Here is a 19,101-nt window from a genome sequence, read left to right as displayed (position 1 = left end):
ATGTCAGTGGCTGGTGACAGGATCACCGGCATGGTTCTCGTCCGTACGACTCCGCCGCGGCCCGTCGAGGTGACCGCGGTCTTCCCCGAGCTGGCTCCGCTGGCGCGTCCCGCGATCCGGCTGCACCCCCGTCCCGGGGCGCCCTCGGTCGGGGACAGCTCGGTCGGAGGGCCGTTGCTGTGGCCGGCCGGGGAGCCGTGGCCGCACTGCGAGGACGCGCACCTGCATGGTGACAGCGGATTTCGCCAGTCGCCGGCGGAAGTGCGGCTCGACAGGCGCAGGATGGCCCGGTCGCGGAAGGACCCCCATGCTCCCTCGTTCGGGCCCGAGGAGGAGGCGGCCATGGAACAGGCTGTCGCGAGGCTCGCGGAGCGCATGGACGCCGGTCCTCCCCGGCCCGCGGAGTGCCCGGTCCCCCTGTTGCCCGTGGCTCAGCTGTACGTGCGCGACGTACCCCTGTTGCGACCGCCGGGAGAGGCCGATCTGCTCCAGGTCCTCTGGTGTCCCTACGACCACGAGCCGGACTGGAAGCCCTCGACCGCGGTGTTCTGGCGGTCCGCCGCCTCGGTCGTCGATGTCCTCGCCACGCCACCGGAACCGTACGAGGCCAACTACCCCGGCTATGTGCCTCAGGCGTGTCTGCTGGCACCGGAGGCGATCACCGAGTATCCCAACAGCCTCGACCTGGACCCGGCGTTGAGGCAGGCGGTGGGGGACTGGAGCAGATGGCAGGCGGCCGGTGCGGACGTGGACGGCTCGTACGCGGACTGTCCTGCGGAGTTCTACGACGGCAATCTGGCCGATGCTCCCGGCTGGAAGGTCGGCGGCTGGCCCCCGTGGGGCCGCACCGACCCGTACCGCCGGTACTGCGCTGTCTGTGACGCCCGGATGGTCCCCCTGCTGACCATCGCCTCCTTCGAATGGGACAGTGGTACGCGCGGCTGGGCGCCGTACGAGGACCGGGCCGACGCCCACGCCTCCGGTCGCCGCGCCGGACACTTCCCCACGCAGCCGACGAGGGTCGAAGTGGGCAGCACGGACAACATGCAGCTCTACGTCTGCCCGGCCTCCCCCGAGCATCCGCACACCGACCTGATCCAATGAACGGCCGGGCCCGCCCCGCGGGGAAGTCGGGGGCCGCGCGGTTCGGGGAGCACGTCAGGTGCGCGGCAGCACGCCCAGGAGCGTCGAGGTGAGGGAGATCCGCAGGGCGTCGCGCAGCTCCAGGTGGAGCACGCCGAGGGCGGGCTCCTCCTCGTAGGCGGCGAGGAGGCTGGGCGGCGGCGGGACGTACGCCGACAGGGCGCCCGCCGAGACGAGGCCCATCAGGCAGAACATCTGGGCGCCGTCGCCGAGTTCGGGCACGTGGCGGCGCACCAGCTCGGTCATGGTCGCGAGCCGGGCGTGCGAGGACCGCTTGTGCCGCTTGGCCACCTCGACGGAGACGTTGTGTTCGAGGACGCCGCCCTGCGCGCCGAAGAGGTCGCAGAGCACCACCCGCTCCGCCAGTGACCGGCTGAGGACCTCGGCCAGCTGCCCCGCCCGCACGTCCGGCGCCGCCTGCGCCTCGACGCCCGCGGCCAGTTCGTCCGCCAGCTCGGTGAGCCAGCTCTCCAGGAAGGCGTCCAGCAGTTCGAGCAGCACGGCCTCGCGCGACTCGAAGTACCGCAGGACGTTCGACTTGGCCAGGCCCACCCGCCGGCTGAGCTCGTTGAGGCTCACCTCGGCCACGGGCATCTCGTCGAGCATCGCCGCCGCCGTGTCCAGGATCGCCCGGCGGCGGATCTCCCGTTGCTCCTCGTTTCTCGCCCGCTGAAATGTCACGCCCTCACCCTAACTTAAAGACCGACGGTCTGTTGACATTAGACCGCCGGTCTTTTACGTTGGGCTCGTAACAGACCGATGGTTCTTTAAGGGGCGGGACAACATCATGAGTGAGAACTGGACCGAGCGGCACATCCCCGATCAGCACGGCCGGGTGGCGATCGTGACCGGCGCCAACACCGGACTGGGCTTCGAGACCGCCCGGATGCTCGCGGCGCGCGGGGCGGCGGTGGTCCTGGCCGTCCGCGACATCGAGAAGGGCAAGCAGGCGGCCGCCCGCATCACCGGCGACGTCACGGTCCAGGCCCTCGACCTGACCTCCCTGGACTCGGTCCGGTCCGCGGCGGACGACCTGCGCGCCGCCCACCCGCGCATCGACCTCCTGATCAACAACGCGGGCGTGATGTACACCCCGAAGCAGACCACCGCCGACGGCTTCGAGCTGCAGTTCGGCACCAATCACCTCGGCCACTTCGCCCTCACCGGCCTGCTCCTGGACCGGCTCCTGCCCGTCCCCGGCTCCCGCGTCGTGACGGTCAGCAGCACCGGTCACCGCATCCGGGCCGCCCTCCACTTCGACGACCTCCAGTGGGAGCGCTCGTACAGCCGCGTCGCCGCCTACGGCCAGTCCAAACTCGCCAACCTGATGTTCACGTACGAACTGCAGCGCCGGCTCGAAGCACACGGCACCACGGCCGCGGTGGCCGCCCATCCCGGCGTGTCCAACACCGAACTCGCCCGCAACACGCCCGCCGCGCTGCGCGTACCCGTCACCTGGCTCGCGCCGCTGCTCACCCAGAAGGCCGAGATGGGCGCCCTGCCCACCCTGCGCGCCGCCACCGATCCGGCGGTCCGCGGCGGCCAGTACTACGGCCCCGGCAACCGGGGTGAGATCCGGGGCTACCCGAAGCAGGTCAGTTCCAGCGCCGACTCCCACGACCAGGCCGCTCAGCGGCGCCTGTGGACCGTCTCCGAGGAACTCACCGGCGTGACGTTCCCCGTGTGACGAAGCGGTGACTCCGCAGCGGAGGGGCAACCGCGTGCCTACTCATCGCGGTCCGCGCCGAGCTGTACGACCGGGCCCCGTCGTCGAAAGGCGCCTCCGGGCCGGCCCACCGGTGGTCATCGTGGTGCACGAGCGGTTCCCGATTCGAGAGGATCCCCGGCCGAGGGCAGGGACGCCGTCCCGGTGTAAGGACCGTCACACCCTGTGAGTAATGGTGGGGTGGCTCCGGCGGGCGGTGAACAATCGGCGGGGAACGCCGAAGAGGAGAGAGAGGGCCATGAGCAAGCACTTTGCCGTCGTCGTCCTGGGGGCCGGCCCGGGCGGTTACACGACTGCGGTCCGCTGTGCCCAACTGGGTCTGAGCGTCGCGGTGGTGGAGGAGAAGTACTGGGGCGGTGTCTGCCTCAACGTGGGCTGCATCCCGTCCAAGGCGCTGCTGCGCAACGCGGAACTGGCGCACATCGTCACGACCCAGGCGAGCACGTTCGGCATCCGGGCCGAGGGCGCCGTCACCTTCGACTACGGCGCCGCGTACAAGCGCAGCCGCAAGGTCGCCGACGGGCGCGTCTCCGGCGTCCACTACCTGATGCGCAAGAACGGCATCACCGAGTACGACGGGCGGGGCACCTTTACCGACGCGCACACCCTGCACGTCGCCCTCGGTGACGGCGGCACCGAGACGATCACCTTCGACCACTGCGTGATCGCCACCGGTGCCACCACCCGGCTGCTGCCCGGTACCGAGCTGAGCGACCGCGTCGTCACGTACGAGGAGCAGATCCTCGCCGAGGAACTGCCGGAGAGCATCGTCATCGCGGGCGCCGGCGCCATCGGCGTCGAATTCGCCTACGTACTGCACAACTACGGCGTCAAGGTGACCCTCGTCGAGTTCGCCGACCGGATCGTCCCCCTGGAGGACGCCGACGTCTCCAAGGAACTCGCCAAGAACTACCGCAAGCTCGGCATCGAGGTGCTCACCTCCACCCGGGTGGAAGCCATCGACGACACCGATCCGGCGGCCCCCGTGCGGGTGACCGTCACCCAGGACGGCACCCGGCGGACGCTGGAGGCGGCCAGGGTCATGCAGGCCGTCGGCTTCACCCCGCGCGTCACCGGGTACGGCCTGGAGACCACCGGCGTACGGCTCACCGAGCGCGGCGCGATCGACGTCGACGGGCGGGGCCGCACCAGCGTCCCGCACCTCTACGCCATCGGCGACGTGACGGCCAAGCTGATGCTCGCGCACGCCGCCGAGGCCATGGGCATCGTCGCCGCCGAGACCATCGCCGGTGCCGAGACGATGGAGATCGACTTCCGGATGGTGCCCCGCGCCACCTACTGCCAGCCGCAGATCGCCAGCTTCGGCCACACCGAGGAGCAGGCCCGTCAGGCGGGCCACGACATCGACGTGGCCAAGTTCCCGTTCACGGCCAACGGCAAGGCGCACGGCCTGGCCGAGCCCGGCGGCTTCGTCAAGGTGATCAGCGACAAGCGGTACGGCGAGATCCTCGGCGCCCACCTCATCGGCCCCGAGGTCACCGAGCTGCTGCCCGAGCTGACCCTGGCCCAGCAGTGGGACCTCACCGTCCACGAGGTCGCCCGCAACATCCACGCCCACCCGACCCTGGGCGAAGCGGTCAAGGAAGCGGTGCACGGCCTGGCCGGACACATGATCAACATGTGACATGAGTCCAGGGTGACCAGCCCCTTCCCCGACGGCACCCACTCGGCCGCCGAGAGCCCCGCCCCGCACCCGTGGCTGACCCCCGTCCAGCCGTCCCCGGGGGTGTGGCGCGGGCGGGACAGGGGCGGTCACCCCACCCTCTCGCGGAGGTCGCACCTTCACCCGGGCCACGGAAATGGACGGTGACGACTGAGCCGGATCCGTCCAGCGGCGGCAGGCTCAGCACGCGCGGCGCCACCACGCAGGCCGGCGCCGCCGGTCAGGCCCGCGACCGGCCCTGCCCCGCAGCCGACGGACAAGCAGGGCGCCGGCCGCCAGAGCGAGTGCGAGGAGCCCCCCGCGCGCACCGGCGCCGGCCGGCCGCACGCCCCGTACCACGGAGGTACCCCGAGCGGGAGACCGGTGGGACGGGTGCCTTCCGGGATGCGGGATGTCGGCCTCCCGCAGAACGTCCCGCGCGACGCGCCGCCACACACGCTCGGGCGGCGCCGCCGGCAGGTCCGCCACCCGCGCACCGCGCGCGGCAGCCACCACACGGGTCATCTGCGCCAGTTCACGGCGACAGCGCGGACACCACACGATGTGCCGCAGGGCGTCGGCGTCCTCGTCGCCCTGCGCGTGACCGAGTGCCAGTTCCATCAGGTGAGACGACTCCACGTGGCTCACTGCGCTCTCCCGTGTCTCGGGCTTCCTCGTCCCGGTGTGCACGAGCCCGTCGCGCGTGAGGCGACGCCGTCACTCGCGCACCGGCTCCGCCGTGACGACGAGGTTGGCCAGGTAGCCTCCGCGCGCGGGTTCGAACGGCGGCGCACAAGTGATCAGCGTGAGGACCGGGTCGCCCGTTCGGCGGAACACCGCAGGCGGCAGCTCGTCCTTGGGCGCGGTGGCGCGCGAGACGACGCGGTAGACGACCGGCGCGGCCTCCGCTCGCCGGACCTCGACGCGATCGCCGCGCCTCACGTCGTAGAGTGCGGCGAACTCACCGAGGGCGCCCGTCTCGCCGTCCACGTGTCCGACGAGTACGGCCGACCCTTCGGGGCTGCCAGGCGCCGGGCCGTAGCGGTACCACCCGGCCACGGAGGGATCCTCGGGGACGGTCATGGCTCCCTGTTCGGTCACGCCGACCGGTCGTACACGCGCGTCGAGACCCACGTCGCGGACCTGAACACGCTCGGGCGGCGCGAGGGCGGCGGTGTCGGTCGGTGACTGCGCACCGCTGGGCGACCGGGCCGTCGCCGGCTGCTGCCGCGCGGGCGCGGTCCCGAAGCCGGGAGGTGCGGGTGCCTGCTCCGACGGCTCCCCCGAAACGGCGAGGGCGGCTGCCAGAGCGGCAGCCACCATCGTCAGCCCGGTCAGCGCCCGTGTGGCGTCAGCCACGCCGGCCGGCGACCTGGCGGGCCACCATGGCGCCCGTCAGCGTGATCGCTCCGGCCGCTGCGGCCCACGCGAGCCACTGGTCGGGGGAGTTCGGTGTGACGGCGGCACCGCTGCCGCCGGCGTGCACCGCGTTGGGCGTCGTCTCCATGCCGCTGAACGCCTGGGTGGCCAGGGCCAGATTCTTGTCCTCGGCGCTGCCCCAGGCGTAGACGACGTTGCTCGTGCCCTCCTTGAGGTCGAGTTCGGCCGGTCCGATGGCCACGGTGTCCGTGCCGGCGAGGACGACGTCCGCGTTCACGGTCCCCGCGTCGACGGCCGCGGTGTCCTCGTCGGGGTTCGTCAGGTCGGTGAAGACGGGCTGACCGCCGGCGCGGACGTCCACGGCGGGTGCGGCCGCGACATGGCGGACGGTCAGGCGGGCCTGGCCGGTGTCCACCGTCGAGACATCGTCGGTGAACGTCGCCAGCCGGGGTTCGCCGTCGGCGGAGAGGTGGGCGGCGACCGTGGCGTTGCCGCCTTCGGGTACCTTCACCCGCTTCTCCAGGGCGGGTGTGCCCTCGGGGCCCCGGCCCGCTTCGAAGATCTGGATGTCGTAGGTTCCCGCGTCGAGGGACTGCGGGTCGGTCACCGTGCCGGGCTCGAAGTCGCTGAGCAGTTCGTCGCCGTTGGCGTAGACGTCGACCGTCATTCCGGGGATGCCGTGGAAGACGGACACCATGGCTTTGTCCCGCGCCTGTGCGGGGGCCGCCATGGCGGGTGCGGTCAGGCCGAGGGCCAGGGCGCAGGCCCCGGCGGAAGCGGCGACGGCGATGGTGGTCCGGGAAGTCATGGGGATCATCCCTTCGTGAGGAGTCTCCGCCTGCCGCGGAGTCTCACGCGTGTTTCGCGGGTGGGCGGCGACGTGGATGCGCCGGGGCGGCACTTCTTCGACGCGGTCACTCGTCGATGCCGTGTGCGTCGCCCTGGTCGACGCACGCACGCAGCCGATGCAGGCCCCGACGGGTGTGGCTCTTGACCGTGCCCAGCGGCACTCCGGTGCGTTCCGCTATCTGGACCTGCGTCAGGTCCTCGAAGAAGGCCATGCACAGCACCTCGCGCTGAGCGCGCGGCAATCGGGACAGGGCCTCGACGAGCAGCACGCGGTCGAGCACCCCGTCCGGTGCCGGCCGGACGAGCCGGGCGGGCGCGGCGTCCCGCGCGGCCGATTCGGCCAGCGCCAGCCGCCGCCCCCTGGCCGCCAGCGCGTCGACGATCTTGCGTCGCGTGATGCCGACCAGCCAGGCGCCGAGCGCGCCCCGCTCGGGCCGGAAGCCGTGCCGCCCGCGCCAGGCGCCGATGAACACCTGCTGGGTGACGTCCTCGGCCTCATCCGTGTCGCCGAGGGACCGGGTGGCCATGGTGTGCACCAATGAGCCCCAGCGCCGGTAGATGGCCGCGAACGCGGCCTCGTCCGCGGCGACGAGGCCGCGGGCCAGTTCCTCCTCGTACCGCGTCTCCTCCACGGGCGGGACGAGGGCGGTGGTCGGACGCGGGTGTGTGTTCATGGCCGTTCCTCCTGCCGTGCGCCGTGCGCCGTGCGCCGTGCGGGGACGGACGGCCGTCCGTCCCCGCACGGCGAGTCCGCCGGTGCGGCTCGGGTCGCCGCCGTGCGCGTGCCTTCAGTGTTGGACGCACAAACGACGCAGACAACATGCGTCGTTTGTGCGTCGTACCTCGGAGGCGTGAGCACGCGGAGGGAAAGCGATGAGGACCGAGTCGGCGACAGCGGCCGCGCGGCGGCGGGCAGAGACCACCGGCGAGGCGGCTCGGCGTCCGGAGGTGGCTCCCCCCGCGGTCCGCACGCGTACGGCAGGACCGCGAGGGGAACCGTCCGTGCGCCGTGCACTGGGACGCCGCCGCGTCGGAAGAGCTGCTGCTCGCCGTGCTCGCCGACCACGGACTGGTCGCCGGCTGGACGGAGGTGATCGTGCCGACGCTTCAGGTCGTCGGCCGCAACAAGAGGGGGAGACCGCGGGCGAGCAGTACGCCGAGGTCGAGCCCCCGGCCGGGCGGGGCAGTCGGTGGCCGGTCTCGCGCGTCCGTCAGGACGTGCCGAGGCGGTCACCGCTCCGGAGCCGTCGGTGTCCTCGTGACGCGGTGCCGTCCGCCGGTACGCGGTCCAGGCGCCCGAGAGGCCGGAGGACGTGGTCCGCCGGACCGGTGGCCACGACCGCCTCGCCGGTCGGCGGGCGCTCGCGCGCCACGCTCCGGCACCGGCACGGGCCCGCCGCTCACCGGACGTACGTCACCTCAGTGGCCGACCTGGGTGTGACTACGGCGGTGTGTCGCCCCGCTTGCGTTCCTGTTCGCGGACGTCCGCGAGGTCGGTGAGCCGGTCGAGTTGCCGCACCGGACGGGCGGTGCGCTGGTTGCCGGCCAGCCGCTCCCGGTGCCGGTCGAGGAAGGCCCAGTAGCCTGCGGTGTACGGGCACGCGCGCTCCCCGGTCCGGTCGCCCGGCCGGTAGGCGCAGGGGCCGCACAGGTCGCTCATGCGGTTGATGTAGGCGCCGCCCGAGGTGTAGGGCTTGGTCGTCATGCGTCCGCCGTCGGCGTACTGGGACATGCCGAGGACGTTGGGGAGCATGACCCAGTCGTAGCCGTCCACGAAGCAGCGGTGGAACCAGTCCGTGACGGCTGCGGGGTCCCAGCCCCGCTGGAGGGCGTGGCTGCCGAGGATCATCAGCCGGGGGATGTGATGCGTCCATCCCGTGTCGCGCACCTGGGCCAGGACCGTGCGCAGGCAGTTGGCCCGGACGGCATCCGCGTCCAGGTCGTTCCACCAGTCGGGCAGGGGTGCGGTGTGCCGCAGCTCGTTGGAGCGCCGGTAATCCTCTCCGAAGTACCAGTACAGCTGCCAGACGTACTCGCGCCAGCCGGCGATCTGCCGCACGAAACCCTCCACGCTGTTGAGGGGTGCCCGCCCCGCGCGCCACGCCCTCTCCGCCTCCTCGACGCATTCGGCGGGATCGAGCAGACCGAGGTTGAGCGAGGAGGAGAGCAGGCTGTGGCTCATGACCGGGTCGGCGGCCAGCATCGCGTCCTCGTACGGTCCGAACGTGGCGAGCCGGTGCTCGACGAAGCGGCGCAGGGCTCGCCGCGCCTCCGCCCGGGTCGCGGGGAACAGGCGGGGCCCGTCCCGTCCGACGAAGGAGACGTCCCCGTCGCGTTCCCAGCGGTCGAGGTCGTGACGGACCTCTTCGTCGATGTCGTCCTCGCGCGGCCGGTACGGACGGCCGATCGCGAGGGAGGCGGTGTCGCGGGGCGGGGGCTCCCGGTTGTCGTGGTCGAGGTTCCACCGGTCTCCCGCCGGTCGACCGCCGTCCATGAGCAGGTCGTGCCCGCGACGGACCCAGTGGTAGAAGTCCTCCTGCCGCAGCCGCTTCCCGCCGTGGCCGTCCGCCCACGCGGCGAAGTCGGCCATCGGCACGAGGAAGCCCCGTGCGGGCCCCACCGTCACCCGCGGGAGGGCCCGCACCAGGCGGAGCGCCGCGTGCGAGGTGGGGTGGTGGACACCGACCGGGCGCCCGCGTGCCGCCCGGTCGAGGCCGTCGCGGTAGGTCTCGGCCCGCACGTAGGCGACGCGGTCGCCCAGCTCGGTCGCGCGGTGACGCATCGCGGACAGCACGAGATGGGCCTTGGCCCGGTGGAACCGGCGCCGTCGGAACACGGAGCGGGCCTCGATCATGAGCACGGGCGTGTCGCTCCCGGGCCCGTGTTCGTCCGCGGTGAGGAAGTGGGGGCCGAGCTGGTCGCCGAAGAGCCAGTGCACGACAGACGTCTCCTCAGTCGCGGCCGCGGGCGTGCTGGAAGCGCGCGAGCCCGTCGGCGAGGTCGATGACCGGTTCCGGATAGTCGAGTGCGTCGCGTTGGTCCGCCGGCAGGCGCCAGGGCTCGTGCACCCTCGCGCCGTCCACGTCGCGGAGTTCGGCGACCCAACGGCGGACGTAGGTGCCGTCCGGGTCGAAGCGTTTGGCCTGGACGAGGGGGTTGAGGACGCGGTGGGGACGGGTGTCGGTGCCGGTCCCGGCGACCCACTGCCAGTTCAGCTGGTTGTTGACGATGTCGCCGTCCACGAGGAGGTCGAGGAAATGCCGGGCGCCGATCCGCCAGTCCACGTACAGCGTCTTGGTCAGGAAACTCGCCACCAGCAGCCGCGCGCGGTTGTGCATCCAGCCCTCGTGACGCAGCTGGCGCATGGCCGCGTCGACGACCGGGTATCCCGTACGCCCGTCCCGCCACGCGGCGATGTCCTCCACGGCGTCGTCCTCCTTCCGCCACCGGTCGTGGCGGGTGCGGTAGTCCTCCGTGGACGCCTCGGGCCGCGCCGCCAGCACCTGGTGGTGGAAGTCCCGCCAGCACACCTGGCGTACGAACGCGTCCGCGCCCGGCCCGCCGTGTTCCCGGGCCCGGTCGACCAGCTCCACCGGTGACAGCGCTCCGAAGTGGAGGTACGGCGACAGCCTGGACGTGGCGTCACCCGCCAGGTCGTCGTGCCGGTCCGCGTAGCAGGACAGTCCGGATCGCGACCAACGCGAGAACCGGTCGCGCCCGGACGACTCCCCTCCGGCCGGCAGACCGGGCGAGGCGCCGGCCACCTTCGCCCGGTCCGGCAGCGGCTCGCCGCGCATCCCGTCGGGGACCCGCACGGTTCGCGGCGCGGCGAGGGGCTTCCTCAGCGACTCCTGCGACCAGCGGCGGAAGTACGGGGTGAACACGGCGAAGTGGTCGGAGCCGGAGGGGGTCACCGCCCCCGGAGCCACAGCGGTGATCACCGCGTCGTGCACGCGCAGTGCCACACCACTGCCGCCGAGTCCCGCGCGCAGCCGCTCCTCACGGTGGTGGGCGTACGCGGTGACGCCCGCGGCGATGTGCACCTCCGTGGCCCGGTACTCGGCGGTGACGGAGCGGACCTCACGGACGACCGGCCCGTTCCGGATCAGGAGCCGGCCACCGCGGCGTCGCAGCGAGGCGTCGAGGTCGTTCAGGCAGTCGGCGAGGAAGGCCTTCCGGTTGGGTGCGTCGAAGCCTGCCGCGTGGATGCCGGGATCCAGCACGAACAGCGGAACCACCTCGTCCGCCGCTCGGAGCGCGGCGCGCAGTGGAGGATGGTCGTGCAGACGCAGGTCCGACGTGAACAGGACGACCGCGACGGTCATGGTGTCACTCCTGTCGCAGTGGTACGCGGTGGTACGTGAACGGGTGCCCAGCGCTCCACGCTCCGTCGCCGACGCCGACGCCGGACGCGTCGAGGGCGCCGCTCATTCCCGCGGGCGGCCATGCCCTTGGCGGCCGCCCGGGTGATGTTGCGGGCCGGGCCGCCGGAGACGACGGCGTGCAAGGGGGGACGGCCCACCAGTAGGCGTGGCCCGGCAGGCCCCGCGGAGGGGACAGGACCCGCTGCCGGTAGCGGGTACGGCCTCCCGCGTCCGTCTCGACGTACCCCTCCGGCCGGGCCGGTCCAGGCTGCCGCGTCTCGGCCCGCAGCCGCGGCAGCCGTAGCGGCTCGATCCTCCTGACGCGCCAGAGGTCCAGTGGGTCACCGACGCACAGGCGCTCCGCGCCCCGCTCTCCACTCGTCGCCACGGCCCTGCCTCTCCGGCTCGCTCCTCCGCACGCTGTCCCACCGCCGATCATGGGGCCCACGGCGTCACCGCGCCCGTCGTGGCGAGGCGGCCGGCCGGCACCGGGAACCACCCGGCTCCGCCGGGTTCGGCCGGATCACCGCGGGACGGCACGGGTGCGGCCGCAGCCGCCCGCGACCCGATCGCCCCGGGCACCCGCCATTGCGCCATCCCGCTGTCCCGCAGGACCGCCGGCCGCCCGGCCTCCAGGACCGGCGGTACGGGCGTACGCGCGGTACGGGCCTACGCGCCGGTCGGCCCACCGGAGTACGGATGCCCGGGACGCGCTGGGCGGTCACCGGCCGGCTTCGGGGCCGGCCCCGGACCTCGTCACCGGATACTTCACGCCTGGTGGCCACGACGGATGCACGGCTCACGCTCGGTGGTGGCCGGGCGGCCGGCGCGTGGTCGGACACTCAGACCGGCGGACCACCGCGGTCCGCCGCCTGGTCGGCCCGGCCGCCGGCGCCGAGCAGTCCCGTCGCCGAGAACGGCTCCGCTGCCGCGAGCCGTGGCAGTTCACGCCGTGACAGCCAGGTGACGACGGGCGGCATCGCGGCCCGCACGAGCTGGGTCGAGCGCAGCCAACGGGGAACGTACACGGACGCACGGCGACGCTCGACGGCGGCGACCAGCCGCCCCGCCACGTACGCGGCAGGGAACACCTTGCGCGCCGGAGCCGGCATGTGCCCGCGCAGTTTCCGCAACACCGCGTGCTCGTCGGCGTCGCGCACCATGTCGGTGTCCGTCCAGTTGATGTAGGCGATTCCCACGCCCACCCGGCGGTGGGCGACCTCGGCCCGCAGCGCGTGGGCGAACGACTCCACTCCCGCCTTCGACGCGCAGTAGGCGCTCATCATGGGTGCCGCACCGATGGACGCGAGTGACGCCACTTGCAGGAGGTAACCGCGTGTGTCGATCAGGTCGGGCAGGAACGTGCGCGCTGTGATCGCGCTGCCGATGAGGTTCACCTCGACCACGCGGCGCCAGACGGCGGGATCCGACTCGGTGAACGGACCGCCCTCCGCCACCCCCGCGTTGGCGACGACCACTGAGGGAGGCCCGAGCCGGGCACGGATCTCGGCGCCGACCCGGAACATGCCGCGGTCGTCGGTGACATCCGCCTCCCAGCAGGCGGAAGTCCCCTCCGGCAGCGAGTCCCTGACCCGGGCCAGCGTGCGTTCCTCCCGGCCGAGCAGCGCCACCCGCGCGCCCCGCTCGACCAGGACCTCCGCCATCGCCGCCCCGAGGCCGCGGGCGGCCCCGGTCACGACGGCGACACGACCGTGCAGGGGCTTGCGGTCGACCGGCATGGAGGATCCCTTTCCGCGGTGGCACCTGCCCTGCCCACGCTAGACGCCTCACGGCCGGGGGGGCACGCCGGCCGCTCCCCGTCGGGCCGGCCTCCTGCCGGGAGGGGGCGCTTGCGCCACCCCCTCCCGGAGCCCTCAGATGTCCCGGAAGATCTCGATCTGCGCCCCGATCGAGTTCAGCCGCTCCGCCAGGTCCTCGTAACCGCGGTTGATGACGTACACGTTGCGCAGCACCGACGTGCCCTCCGCCGCCATCATCGCCAGCAGGACGACCACCGCCGGGCGCAGGGCCGGCGGGCACATCATCTCGGCGGCGCGCCAGCGGGTCGGGCCCTCGACCAGCACGCGGTGCGGGTCGAGCAACTGGAGGCGGCCGCCGAGGCGGTTGAGGTCGGTCAGGTAGATGGCGCGGTTGTCGTAGACCCAGTCGTGGATGAGGGTCTTGCCCTGGGCCACGGCCGCGATCGCCGCGAAGAACGGGACGTTGTCGATGTTCAGGCCGGGGAACGGCATCGGGTGGATCTTGTCGATCGGCGCCTCCAGCTTGGAGGGCCGGACGGTCAGGTCCACCAGGCGCGTACGGCCGTTGTCGGCGAAGTACTCGGGGGAGCGGTCGTGGTCGAGGCCCATCTCCTCCAGGACCGCCAGCTCGATCTCCAGGAACTCGATGGGGACCCGGCGGACCGTCAGCTCCGACTCCGTCACCACGGCGGCGGCCACCAGGCTCATCGCCTCGACCGGGTCCTCGGAGGGGGAGTAGTCCACGTCGACGTCGATGGTGGGCACGCCGTGCACGGTGAGCGTGGTGGTGCCGATGCCGTCGACCTTGACGCCCAGGGCCTCCAGGAAGAAGCACAGGTCCTGGACCATGTAGTTGGAGGAGGCGTTGCGGATGACGGTGGTGCCGTCGTGCCGGGCGGCGGCGAGCAGCGCGTTCTCCGTGACGGTGTCGCCGCGTTCGGTCAGCACGATCGGGCGGTCGGGGGCGACGGAACGGTCGACCACCGCGTGGTACTGGCCCTCCGTCGCGGCGATGTCCAGGCCGAACCGGCGCAGCGCGATCATGTGCGGCTCGACGGTGCGCGTACCGAGGTCGCAGCCGCCGGCGTAGGGCAGCATGAAGCGGTCCAGGCGGTGCAGCAGCGGGCCGAGGAACATGATGATGGAGCGGGTGCGGCGGGCCGCCTCCGCGTCGATGGCCGGCAGGTTCAGCTCGGCGGGCGGCACGATCTCCAGGTCGACGCCGTCGTTGATCCAGCGGGTGCGTACGCCGATGGAGTTGAGCACCTCCAGGAGGCGGTAGACCTCCTCGATGCGGGCGACGCGGCGCAGCACCGTGCGCCCCTTGTTGAGCAGCGAGCCGCACAGCAGTGCCACGCACGCGTTCTTGCTCGTCTTCACATCGATGGCGCCGGAGAGCCGGCGGCCGCCCACCACGCGCAGGTGCATGGGGCCCGCGTAGCCGAGGGACACGATCTCACTGTCCAGGGCCTCGCCGATACGGGCGATCATCTCAAGGCTGATGTTCTGGTTGCCGCGCTCGATGCGGTTGACGGCGCTCTGGCTGGTACCGAGCGCCTCGGCGAGCTGGGTCTGCGTCCAGCCGCGGTGCTGCCGGGCGTCACGGATGAGCTTGCCGATGCGTACGAGGTAGTCGTCTGCCATGGGGTTGAGGCTATCTCAGATATGAGATGGCACCTCTCGGGGGGTCCATTCGGGTGACGTGACGTCAGTATCCCCTGGTGCGGCGGGTCTGGCGAGTCCGGCGCCAACCGAAAGGTCCGGGCAAATCCACTGATGTCGTACGACGTCCTGTACTGCTGCGGGTGTGCCGGGGGCCGTTCTTGCCGCCGGTGGTGATGGACCACGAGCGCTTGTTGATGTTCAGGCGCACCCCCGGCAGGATCCGGAAGCTCTTGCGAAACGTGAGCGGCATTCCCGTGTCCCTTCCCGTCCGGAACTGACTTCGTCTCAGTCGGTTACCCCGCCCGGGCGCACTGATGGCACCCGGCGGCGGTGTGGTGACGGTGGCGGTGGTGCGACGGCAGGGCGTGGCGGGGTGTGGCGCACCGGTGTCCTTTGACGGCGAAGTCAGTCGGTTGCGATGCCCTGACCTCGAGCGACTGGGTTCGATGGCAAACGATCGCACGGTCGAGACACCTGGGGGCCGAAAAAATCTCAGGTGATCTGGAACCTGGCGCCTGAATACTGGCTGTCGTCTCGGTTGATCGGGACCGCTTCCGTCGTTTCGAGCTGGACCAGTGGAAGGGCCCGCGAGATTGACCATGCACGATGACCAAGTGGACGTGACCACCGACATCGTCGCGGCCTTGGTCCAGGAACAGTTCCCTCAGTGGAGCGGCGAAGCGATCCGCCTCCTGTCGTCGACCGGGACGGTCCACGCCATCTTCCGCATCGGGGACGGCCTCTCCGCGCGTTTCCCGCTGCGTCCGACTGACGCCGCGGAGGCGCTGGCGGTTCTGGAACGGGAAGCCGAGGCGAGCGCGGAGCTGGCACGGGTGTCCCGGTTCCCCGTTCCGGAACCCGTCGCCCTGGGGAAGCCGGGAGCGGGGTACCCCATGCCGTGGTCGGTCCAGACCTGGCTGCCGGGAACGGTCGCCTTCGATGCCGACCCGAGTGGGTCGGACGCTTTCGCCGAGGACCTCGCGGCCTTCATCGCGGGCCTGCGGGGCGCGGAGACGCGGGGGCGGCGTTTCGGCGGCGAGAACCGTGGCGGCGTTCTCGCTCACCACGACGACTGGATGGCGAAGTGCTTCGAGGAGAGCGAGGGGCTGCTCGACGTGCCCCGGCTGCGCCAGGTGTGGAGCCACTTCCGGGAGTTGCCCCGCACGACTGCCGACGTGATGAGCCATGGTGACCTGATTCCCGGCAACGTACTGGTCACGGGAGACCGGCTCGGCGGCGTACTCGACACCGGCGGCTTCGGCCCGGCCGACCCCGCGTTGGATCTGGTCAGCGCCTGGCACCTGTTGCGACCGGGCCCGAGGGAAGTGCTCCGGCGGGCACTGGCCTGCGACGATCTGGAGTGGGAGCGCGGCAGGGCATGGGCCTTCGAGCAGGCGATGGGGCTTGTCTGGTACTACGTCGAGAGCAATCCGACGATGAGCGGATTGGGGTGCCGGACACTCGACCGCATTCTGGAGTCGACGAAGTGACGTCGCCCCGATCGCGGGCGGTGACGTACGACCGGGTGCGCCGGCAAGGAAGCCGGAACGGCGGGGTGCGCTGCCGAACGCCTCGATGGGACGGCAGCGGACAGCCGGGTCCGGGCATGACCATTCGGCCCTCGTGTACTAGAGTTATCTCGACATCGAGATATCTGCCGAGGCGCACCGCAGCCGCCACCCCGGTAAGGGTGACCTAACTTAGCCTTACCTTAGCGGATCGGTCAGGGTGGCGTGGCGGCAGGATGCGGTGGTACGCGCACATCAATGAAGGAGACTGTCGTGTCGGCGAACAGCTTCGACGCCCGCAGCACGCTGCAGGTGGGCGACGAGTCGTACGAGATCTTCCGGCTGGACAAGGTCGAGGGCTCCGCGCGCCTTCCCTACAGCCTGAAGGTGCTGCTGGAGAACCTGCTCCGCACCGAGGACGGCGCGAACATCACCGCCGACCACATCCGCGCCCTCGGCGGCTGGGACTCCCAGGCCCAGCCGTCGCAGGAGATCCAGTTCACGCCGGCCCGCGTGATCATGCAGGACTTCACCGGCGTGCCCTGTGTCGTCGACCTCGCCACCATGCGTGAGGCCGTCAAGGAGCTCGGCGGCGACCCGAACAAGATCAACCCGCTCTCCCCGGCCGAGATGGTCATCGACCACTCCGTCATCGCCGACAAGTTCGGCACCAACGACGCCTTCAAGCAGAACGTCGACCTGGAGTACGGCCGCAACAAGGAGCGCTACCAGTTCCTGCGCTGGGGCCAGACCGCCTTCGACGACTTCAAGGTCGTCCCGCCCGGCACCGGCATCGTCCACCAGGTGAACATCGAGCACCTGGCCCGTGTCGTCATGGTCCGCGACGGCAAGGCGTACCCCGACACCCTGGTCGGCACCGACTCGCACACCACCATGGTCAACGGCCTCGGCGTGCTCGGCTGGGGCGTCGGCGGCATCGAGGCCGAGGCCGCCATGCTCGGCCAGCCGGTCTCCATGCTCATCCCGCGCGTCGTCGGCTTCAAGCTGACCGGTGAGCTGACCCCCGGCACCACCGCCACCGACCTGGTGCTCACCATCACCGAGATGCTGCGCAAGCACGGCGTCGTCGGCAAGTTCGTCGAGTTCTACGGCGAGGGTGTGGCCGCCACCTCCCTGGCCAACCGCGCCACCATCGGCAACATGTCCCCGGAGTTCGGCTCCACCGCCGCGATCTTCCCGATCGACGACGAGACGCTGAACTACATGCGCCTGACCGGCCGCAGCGACCAGCAGGTCGCGCTGGTCGAGGCGTACGCCAAGGAGCAGGGCCTCTGGCTGGACCCGAAGGCCGAGCCGGACTTCTCCGAGAAGCTGGAGCTCGACCTGTCGACGGTCGTGCCGTCCATCGCCGGCCCGAAGCGCCCGCAGGACCGCATCGTCCTCGCGAACGCCGCCGAGCAGTTCAAGCAGGACGTCCGCAACTACGTGGACAGCGTGGACGAGGCGGGCCAGGAGTCCTTCCCGGCCTCTGACGCCCCGGCCGTCTCCAACGGCGTGCCGAGCAACCCGGTCCCGGTCACCGCCCCCGACGGCACCACCTACGAGCTGGACCACGGTGCGGTGACGGTCGCGGCCATCACCTCCTGCACCAACACCTCCAACCCGTACGTCATGGTCGCCGCCGCCCTGGTGGCCAAGAAGGCGGTTGAGAAGGGCCTGACCCGCAAGCCGTGGGTCAAGACCACCCTCGCCCCGGGCTCCAAGGTCGTCACCGACTACTTCGAGAAGGCGGGCCTGACCCCCTACCTCGACAAGGTCGGCTTCAACCTGGTCGGCTACGGCTGCACCACCTGCATCGGCAACTCCGGCCCGCTGCCGGAGGAGGTCTCCAAGGCGGTCAACGACCACGACCTCGCCGTCACCTCGGTCCTCTCCGGCAACCGCAACTTCGAGGGCCGGATCAACCCCGACGTCAAGATGAACTACCTGGCGTCCCCGCCGCTGGTCGTCGCCTACGCGATCGCGGGCTCCATGAAGGTGGACATCACCAAGGAGGCCCTCGGCGTCGACACCGACGGCAACCCGGTCTACCTGAAGGACATCTGGCCCTCCGAGGCCGAGGTCAACGACGTCGTGGCGAACGCCATCGGCGAGGACATGTTCTCCAAGTCCTACGCCGACGTCTTCGCGGGCGACGCCCAGTGGCAGGCGCTGTCCATCCCCACCGGCAACACCTTCGAGTGGGACAGCGAGTCCACCTACGTCCGCAAGCCCCCGTACTTCGAGGGCATGCGCATGGAGCCGGCCCCGGTCGAGGACATCGCCGGCGCCCGCGTGCTCGCCAAGCTGGGCGACTCGGTCACCACCGACCACATCTCCCCGGCCGGTGCCATCAAGGCCGACACCCCGGCCGGCAAGTACCTCACGGAGCACGGCGTCGAGCGCCGCGACTTCAACAGCTACGGCTCCCGCCGCGGCAACCACGAGGTCATGATCCGCGGTACGTTCGCCAACATCCGCCTGCGCAACCAGATCGCGCCGGGCACCGAGGGCGGCTACACGCGTGACTTCACGCAGGACGGCGGCCCGGTCTCCTTCATCTACGACGCCTCGCAGAACTACCAGGCCGCCGGCATCCCGCTGGTCGTCCTGGCCGGCAAGGAGTACGGCTCCGGCTCGTCCCGCGACTGGGCGGCCAAGGGCACCGCGCTCCTCGGCGTCAAGGCCGTCGTCGCCGAGTCCTACGAGCGCATCCACCGCTCCAACCTCATCGGCATGGGCGTCCTGCCGCTGCAGTTCCCGGAGGGCCAGTCCGCGGCCTCCCTCGGCCTGACCGGTGAGGAGACCTTCTCCATCTCCGGCGTCACCGAGCTCAACGACGGCACCACCCCGCGCACGGTGAAGGTCACCACCGACACCGGCGTCGAGTTCGACGCGGTCGTCCGCATCGACACCCCCGGCGAGGCGGACTACTACCGCAACGGCGGCATCATGCAGTACGTGCTGCGCAACCTGATCCGCAACTAAGCTGTACGGCACGGCAGTTGAGGGCCGCATCCCCGGTGACGGGGGTGCGGCCCTC

At 71.5% G+C, this 19,101-nt stretch carries 14 protein-coding genes and 1 pseudogene; 5 read left to right on the top strand and 10 right to left on the bottom strand.

What is annotated here, in order from left to right:
- Positions 1–30 precede the first annotated feature (30 nt).
- Entirely contained in the window at positions 31–1,104 is a 1,074-nt protein-coding gene (locus FHX78_RS07110; protein ID WP_145866612.1) for a hypothetical protein, read from the top strand.
- Positions 1,105–1,158: 54 nt separating this feature from the next.
- On the opposite strand, the gene FHX78_RS07105 is transcribed toward FHX78_RS07110, so the two are convergent.
- A complete protein-coding gene (locus tag FHX78_RS07105; protein ID WP_145866611.1) occupies positions 1,159–1,824 on the bottom strand; it encodes a TetR/AcrR family transcriptional regulator in 666 nt (221 codons plus the stop codon).
- Positions 1,825–1,930: 106 nt separating this feature from the next.
- Here FHX78_RS07105 and FHX78_RS07100 point away from each other — a divergent pair, with 106 nt between their 5' ends.
- Positions 1,931–2,830 (top strand): SDR family NAD(P)-dependent oxidoreductase, encoded by a 900-nt coding sequence (locus tag FHX78_RS07100; RefSeq protein WP_145866610.1) that lies wholly within the window; start codon positions 1,931–1,933, stop codon positions 2,828–2,830.
- 277 nt (positions 2,831–3,107) lie between these two features.
- A complete protein-coding gene (gene lpdA, locus FHX78_RS07095) occupies positions 3,108–4,514 on the top strand; it encodes a dihydrolipoyl dehydrogenase (RefSeq protein WP_145866609.1) in 1,407 nt (468 codons plus the stop codon).
- A gap of 735 nt (positions 4,515–5,249) precedes the next feature.
- On the opposite strand, the gene FHX78_RS07085 is transcribed toward lpdA, so the two are convergent.
- The 9 genes and pseudogenes from FHX78_RS07085 to FHX78_RS07040 all read right to left on the bottom strand — a co-directional run bounded on the left by FHX78_RS07085 (position 5,250) and on the right by FHX78_RS07040 (position 14,800).
- Positions 5,250–5,891, bottom strand: coding sequence for a class F sortase (locus FHX78_RS07085; protein WP_229923957.1), 642 nt, complete (start codon positions 5,889–5,891; stop codon positions 5,250–5,252).
- Positions 5,884–6,720, bottom strand: coding sequence for a DUF4397 domain-containing protein (locus FHX78_RS07080; RefSeq protein WP_145866607.1), 837 nt, complete (start codon positions 6,718–6,720; stop codon positions 5,884–5,886). The genes FHX78_RS07085 and FHX78_RS07080 overlap by 8 nt, the downstream gene beginning before the upstream one ends.
- Before the next feature lie 106 nt (positions 6,721–6,826).
- The gene (locus FHX78_RS07075; protein WP_145866606.1) at positions 6,827–7,435 is read right to left on the bottom strand and encodes a sigma-70 family RNA polymerase sigma factor; all 609 of its coding nucleotides are present in this window, start codon (positions 7,433–7,435) and stop codon (positions 6,827–6,829) included.
- Positions 7,436–8,202: 767 nt separating this feature from the next.
- Positions 8,203–9,699, bottom strand: a complete 1,497-nt coding sequence (locus FHX78_RS07065; protein WP_145866605.1) for a cryptochrome/photolyase family protein — start codon at positions 9,697–9,699, stop codon at positions 8,203–8,205.
- A gap of 13 nt (positions 9,700–9,712) precedes the next feature.
- A complete protein-coding gene (locus FHX78_RS07060) occupies positions 9,713–11,086 on the bottom strand; it encodes a cryptochrome/photolyase family protein (RefSeq protein WP_145866604.1) in 1,374 nt (457 codons plus the stop codon).
- Positions 11,083–11,501: pseudogene (locus FHX78_RS07055) on the bottom strand (DUF2867 domain-containing protein); the annotation flags it as partial. The gene FHX78_RS07060 and the pseudogene FHX78_RS07055, both read right to left, overlap by 4 nt.
- Before the next feature lie 466 nt (positions 11,502–11,967).
- A complete protein-coding gene (locus FHX78_RS07050; protein ID WP_145866603.1) occupies positions 11,968–12,864 on the bottom strand; it encodes an SDR family oxidoreductase in 897 nt (298 codons plus the stop codon).
- 135 nt (positions 12,865–12,999) lie between these two features.
- Complete coding sequence (locus FHX78_RS07045; protein ID WP_145866602.1) at positions 13,000–14,529, bottom strand: helix-turn-helix domain-containing protein; 1,530 nt, start codon at positions 14,527–14,529, stop codon at positions 13,000–13,002.
- 64 nt (positions 14,530–14,593) lie between these two features.
- A complete protein-coding gene (locus tag FHX78_RS07040; protein ID WP_145866601.1) occupies positions 14,594–14,800 on the bottom strand; it encodes a DUF4236 domain-containing protein in 207 nt (68 codons plus the stop codon).
- Positions 14,801–15,149: 349 nt separating this feature from the next.
- Between FHX78_RS07040 and FHX78_RS07035 the strand changes: the two genes are divergently transcribed.
- Both FHX78_RS07035 and acnA read left to right on the top strand, forming a co-directional pair.
- Positions 15,150–16,040, top strand: coding sequence for an aminoglycoside phosphotransferase family protein (locus FHX78_RS07035; RefSeq protein ID WP_145871736.1), 891 nt, complete (start codon positions 15,150–15,152; stop codon positions 16,038–16,040).
- 291 nt (positions 16,041–16,331) lie between these two features.
- A complete protein-coding gene (gene acnA, locus FHX78_RS07030; RefSeq protein ID WP_145866600.1) occupies positions 16,332–19,046 on the top strand; it encodes an aconitate hydratase AcnA in 2,715 nt (904 codons plus the stop codon).
- Positions 19,047–19,101: the final 55 nt, after the last annotated feature.

It is taken from the genome of Streptomyces capillispiralis, assembly GCF_007829875.1.
GTDB classification, from domain to species: Bacteria; Actinomycetota; Actinomycetes; order Streptomycetales; family Streptomycetaceae; genus Streptomyces; species Streptomyces capillispiralis.
The sequence above is the reverse complement of the archived record's forward strand: the minus strand, read 5'-3'. Positions and strand labels throughout refer to the sequence as shown.

Bases quoted from the DNA above. Each gene is read 5' to 3' on its own strand.
- FHX78_RS07060 (WP_145866604.1), bottom strand. From the start codon at position 11,086: ATGACCGTCGCGGTCGTCCTGTTCACGTCGGACCTGCGTCTGCACGAC.
- FHX78_RS07075 (WP_145866606.1), bottom strand. From the start codon at position 7,435: ATGAACACACACCCGCGTCCGACCACCGCCCTCGTCCCGCCCGTGGAG.
- FHX78_RS07100 (WP_145866610.1), top strand. From the start codon at position 1,931: ATGAGTGAGAACTGGACCGAGCGGCACATCCCCGATCAGCACGGCCGG.
- lpdA (WP_145866609.1), top strand. From the start codon at position 3,108: ATGAGCAAGCACTTTGCCGTCGTCGTCCTGGGGGCCGGCCCGGGCGGT.
- FHX78_RS07040 (WP_145866601.1), bottom strand. From the start codon at position 14,800: ATGCCGCTCACGTTTCGCAAGAGCTTCCGGATCCTGCCGGGGGTGCGC.
- FHX78_RS07080 (WP_145866607.1), bottom strand. From the start codon at position 6,720: ATGACTTCCCGGACCACCATCGCCGTCGCCGCTTCCGCCGGGGCCTGC.
- FHX78_RS07110 (WP_145866612.1), top strand. From the start codon at position 31: ATGGTTCTCGTCCGTACGACTCCGCCGCGGCCCGTCGAGGTGACCGCG.
- FHX78_RS07045 (WP_145866602.1), bottom strand. From the start codon at position 14,529: ATGGCAGACGACTACCTCGTACGCATCGGCAAGCTCATCCGTGACGCC.
- FHX78_RS07050 (WP_145866603.1), bottom strand. From the start codon at position 12,864: ATGCCGGTCGACCGCAAGCCCCTGCACGGTCGTGTCGCCGTCGTGACC.
- FHX78_RS07035 (WP_145871736.1), top strand. From the start codon at position 15,150: ATGCACGATGACCAAGTGGACGTGACCACCGACATCGTCGCGGCCTTG.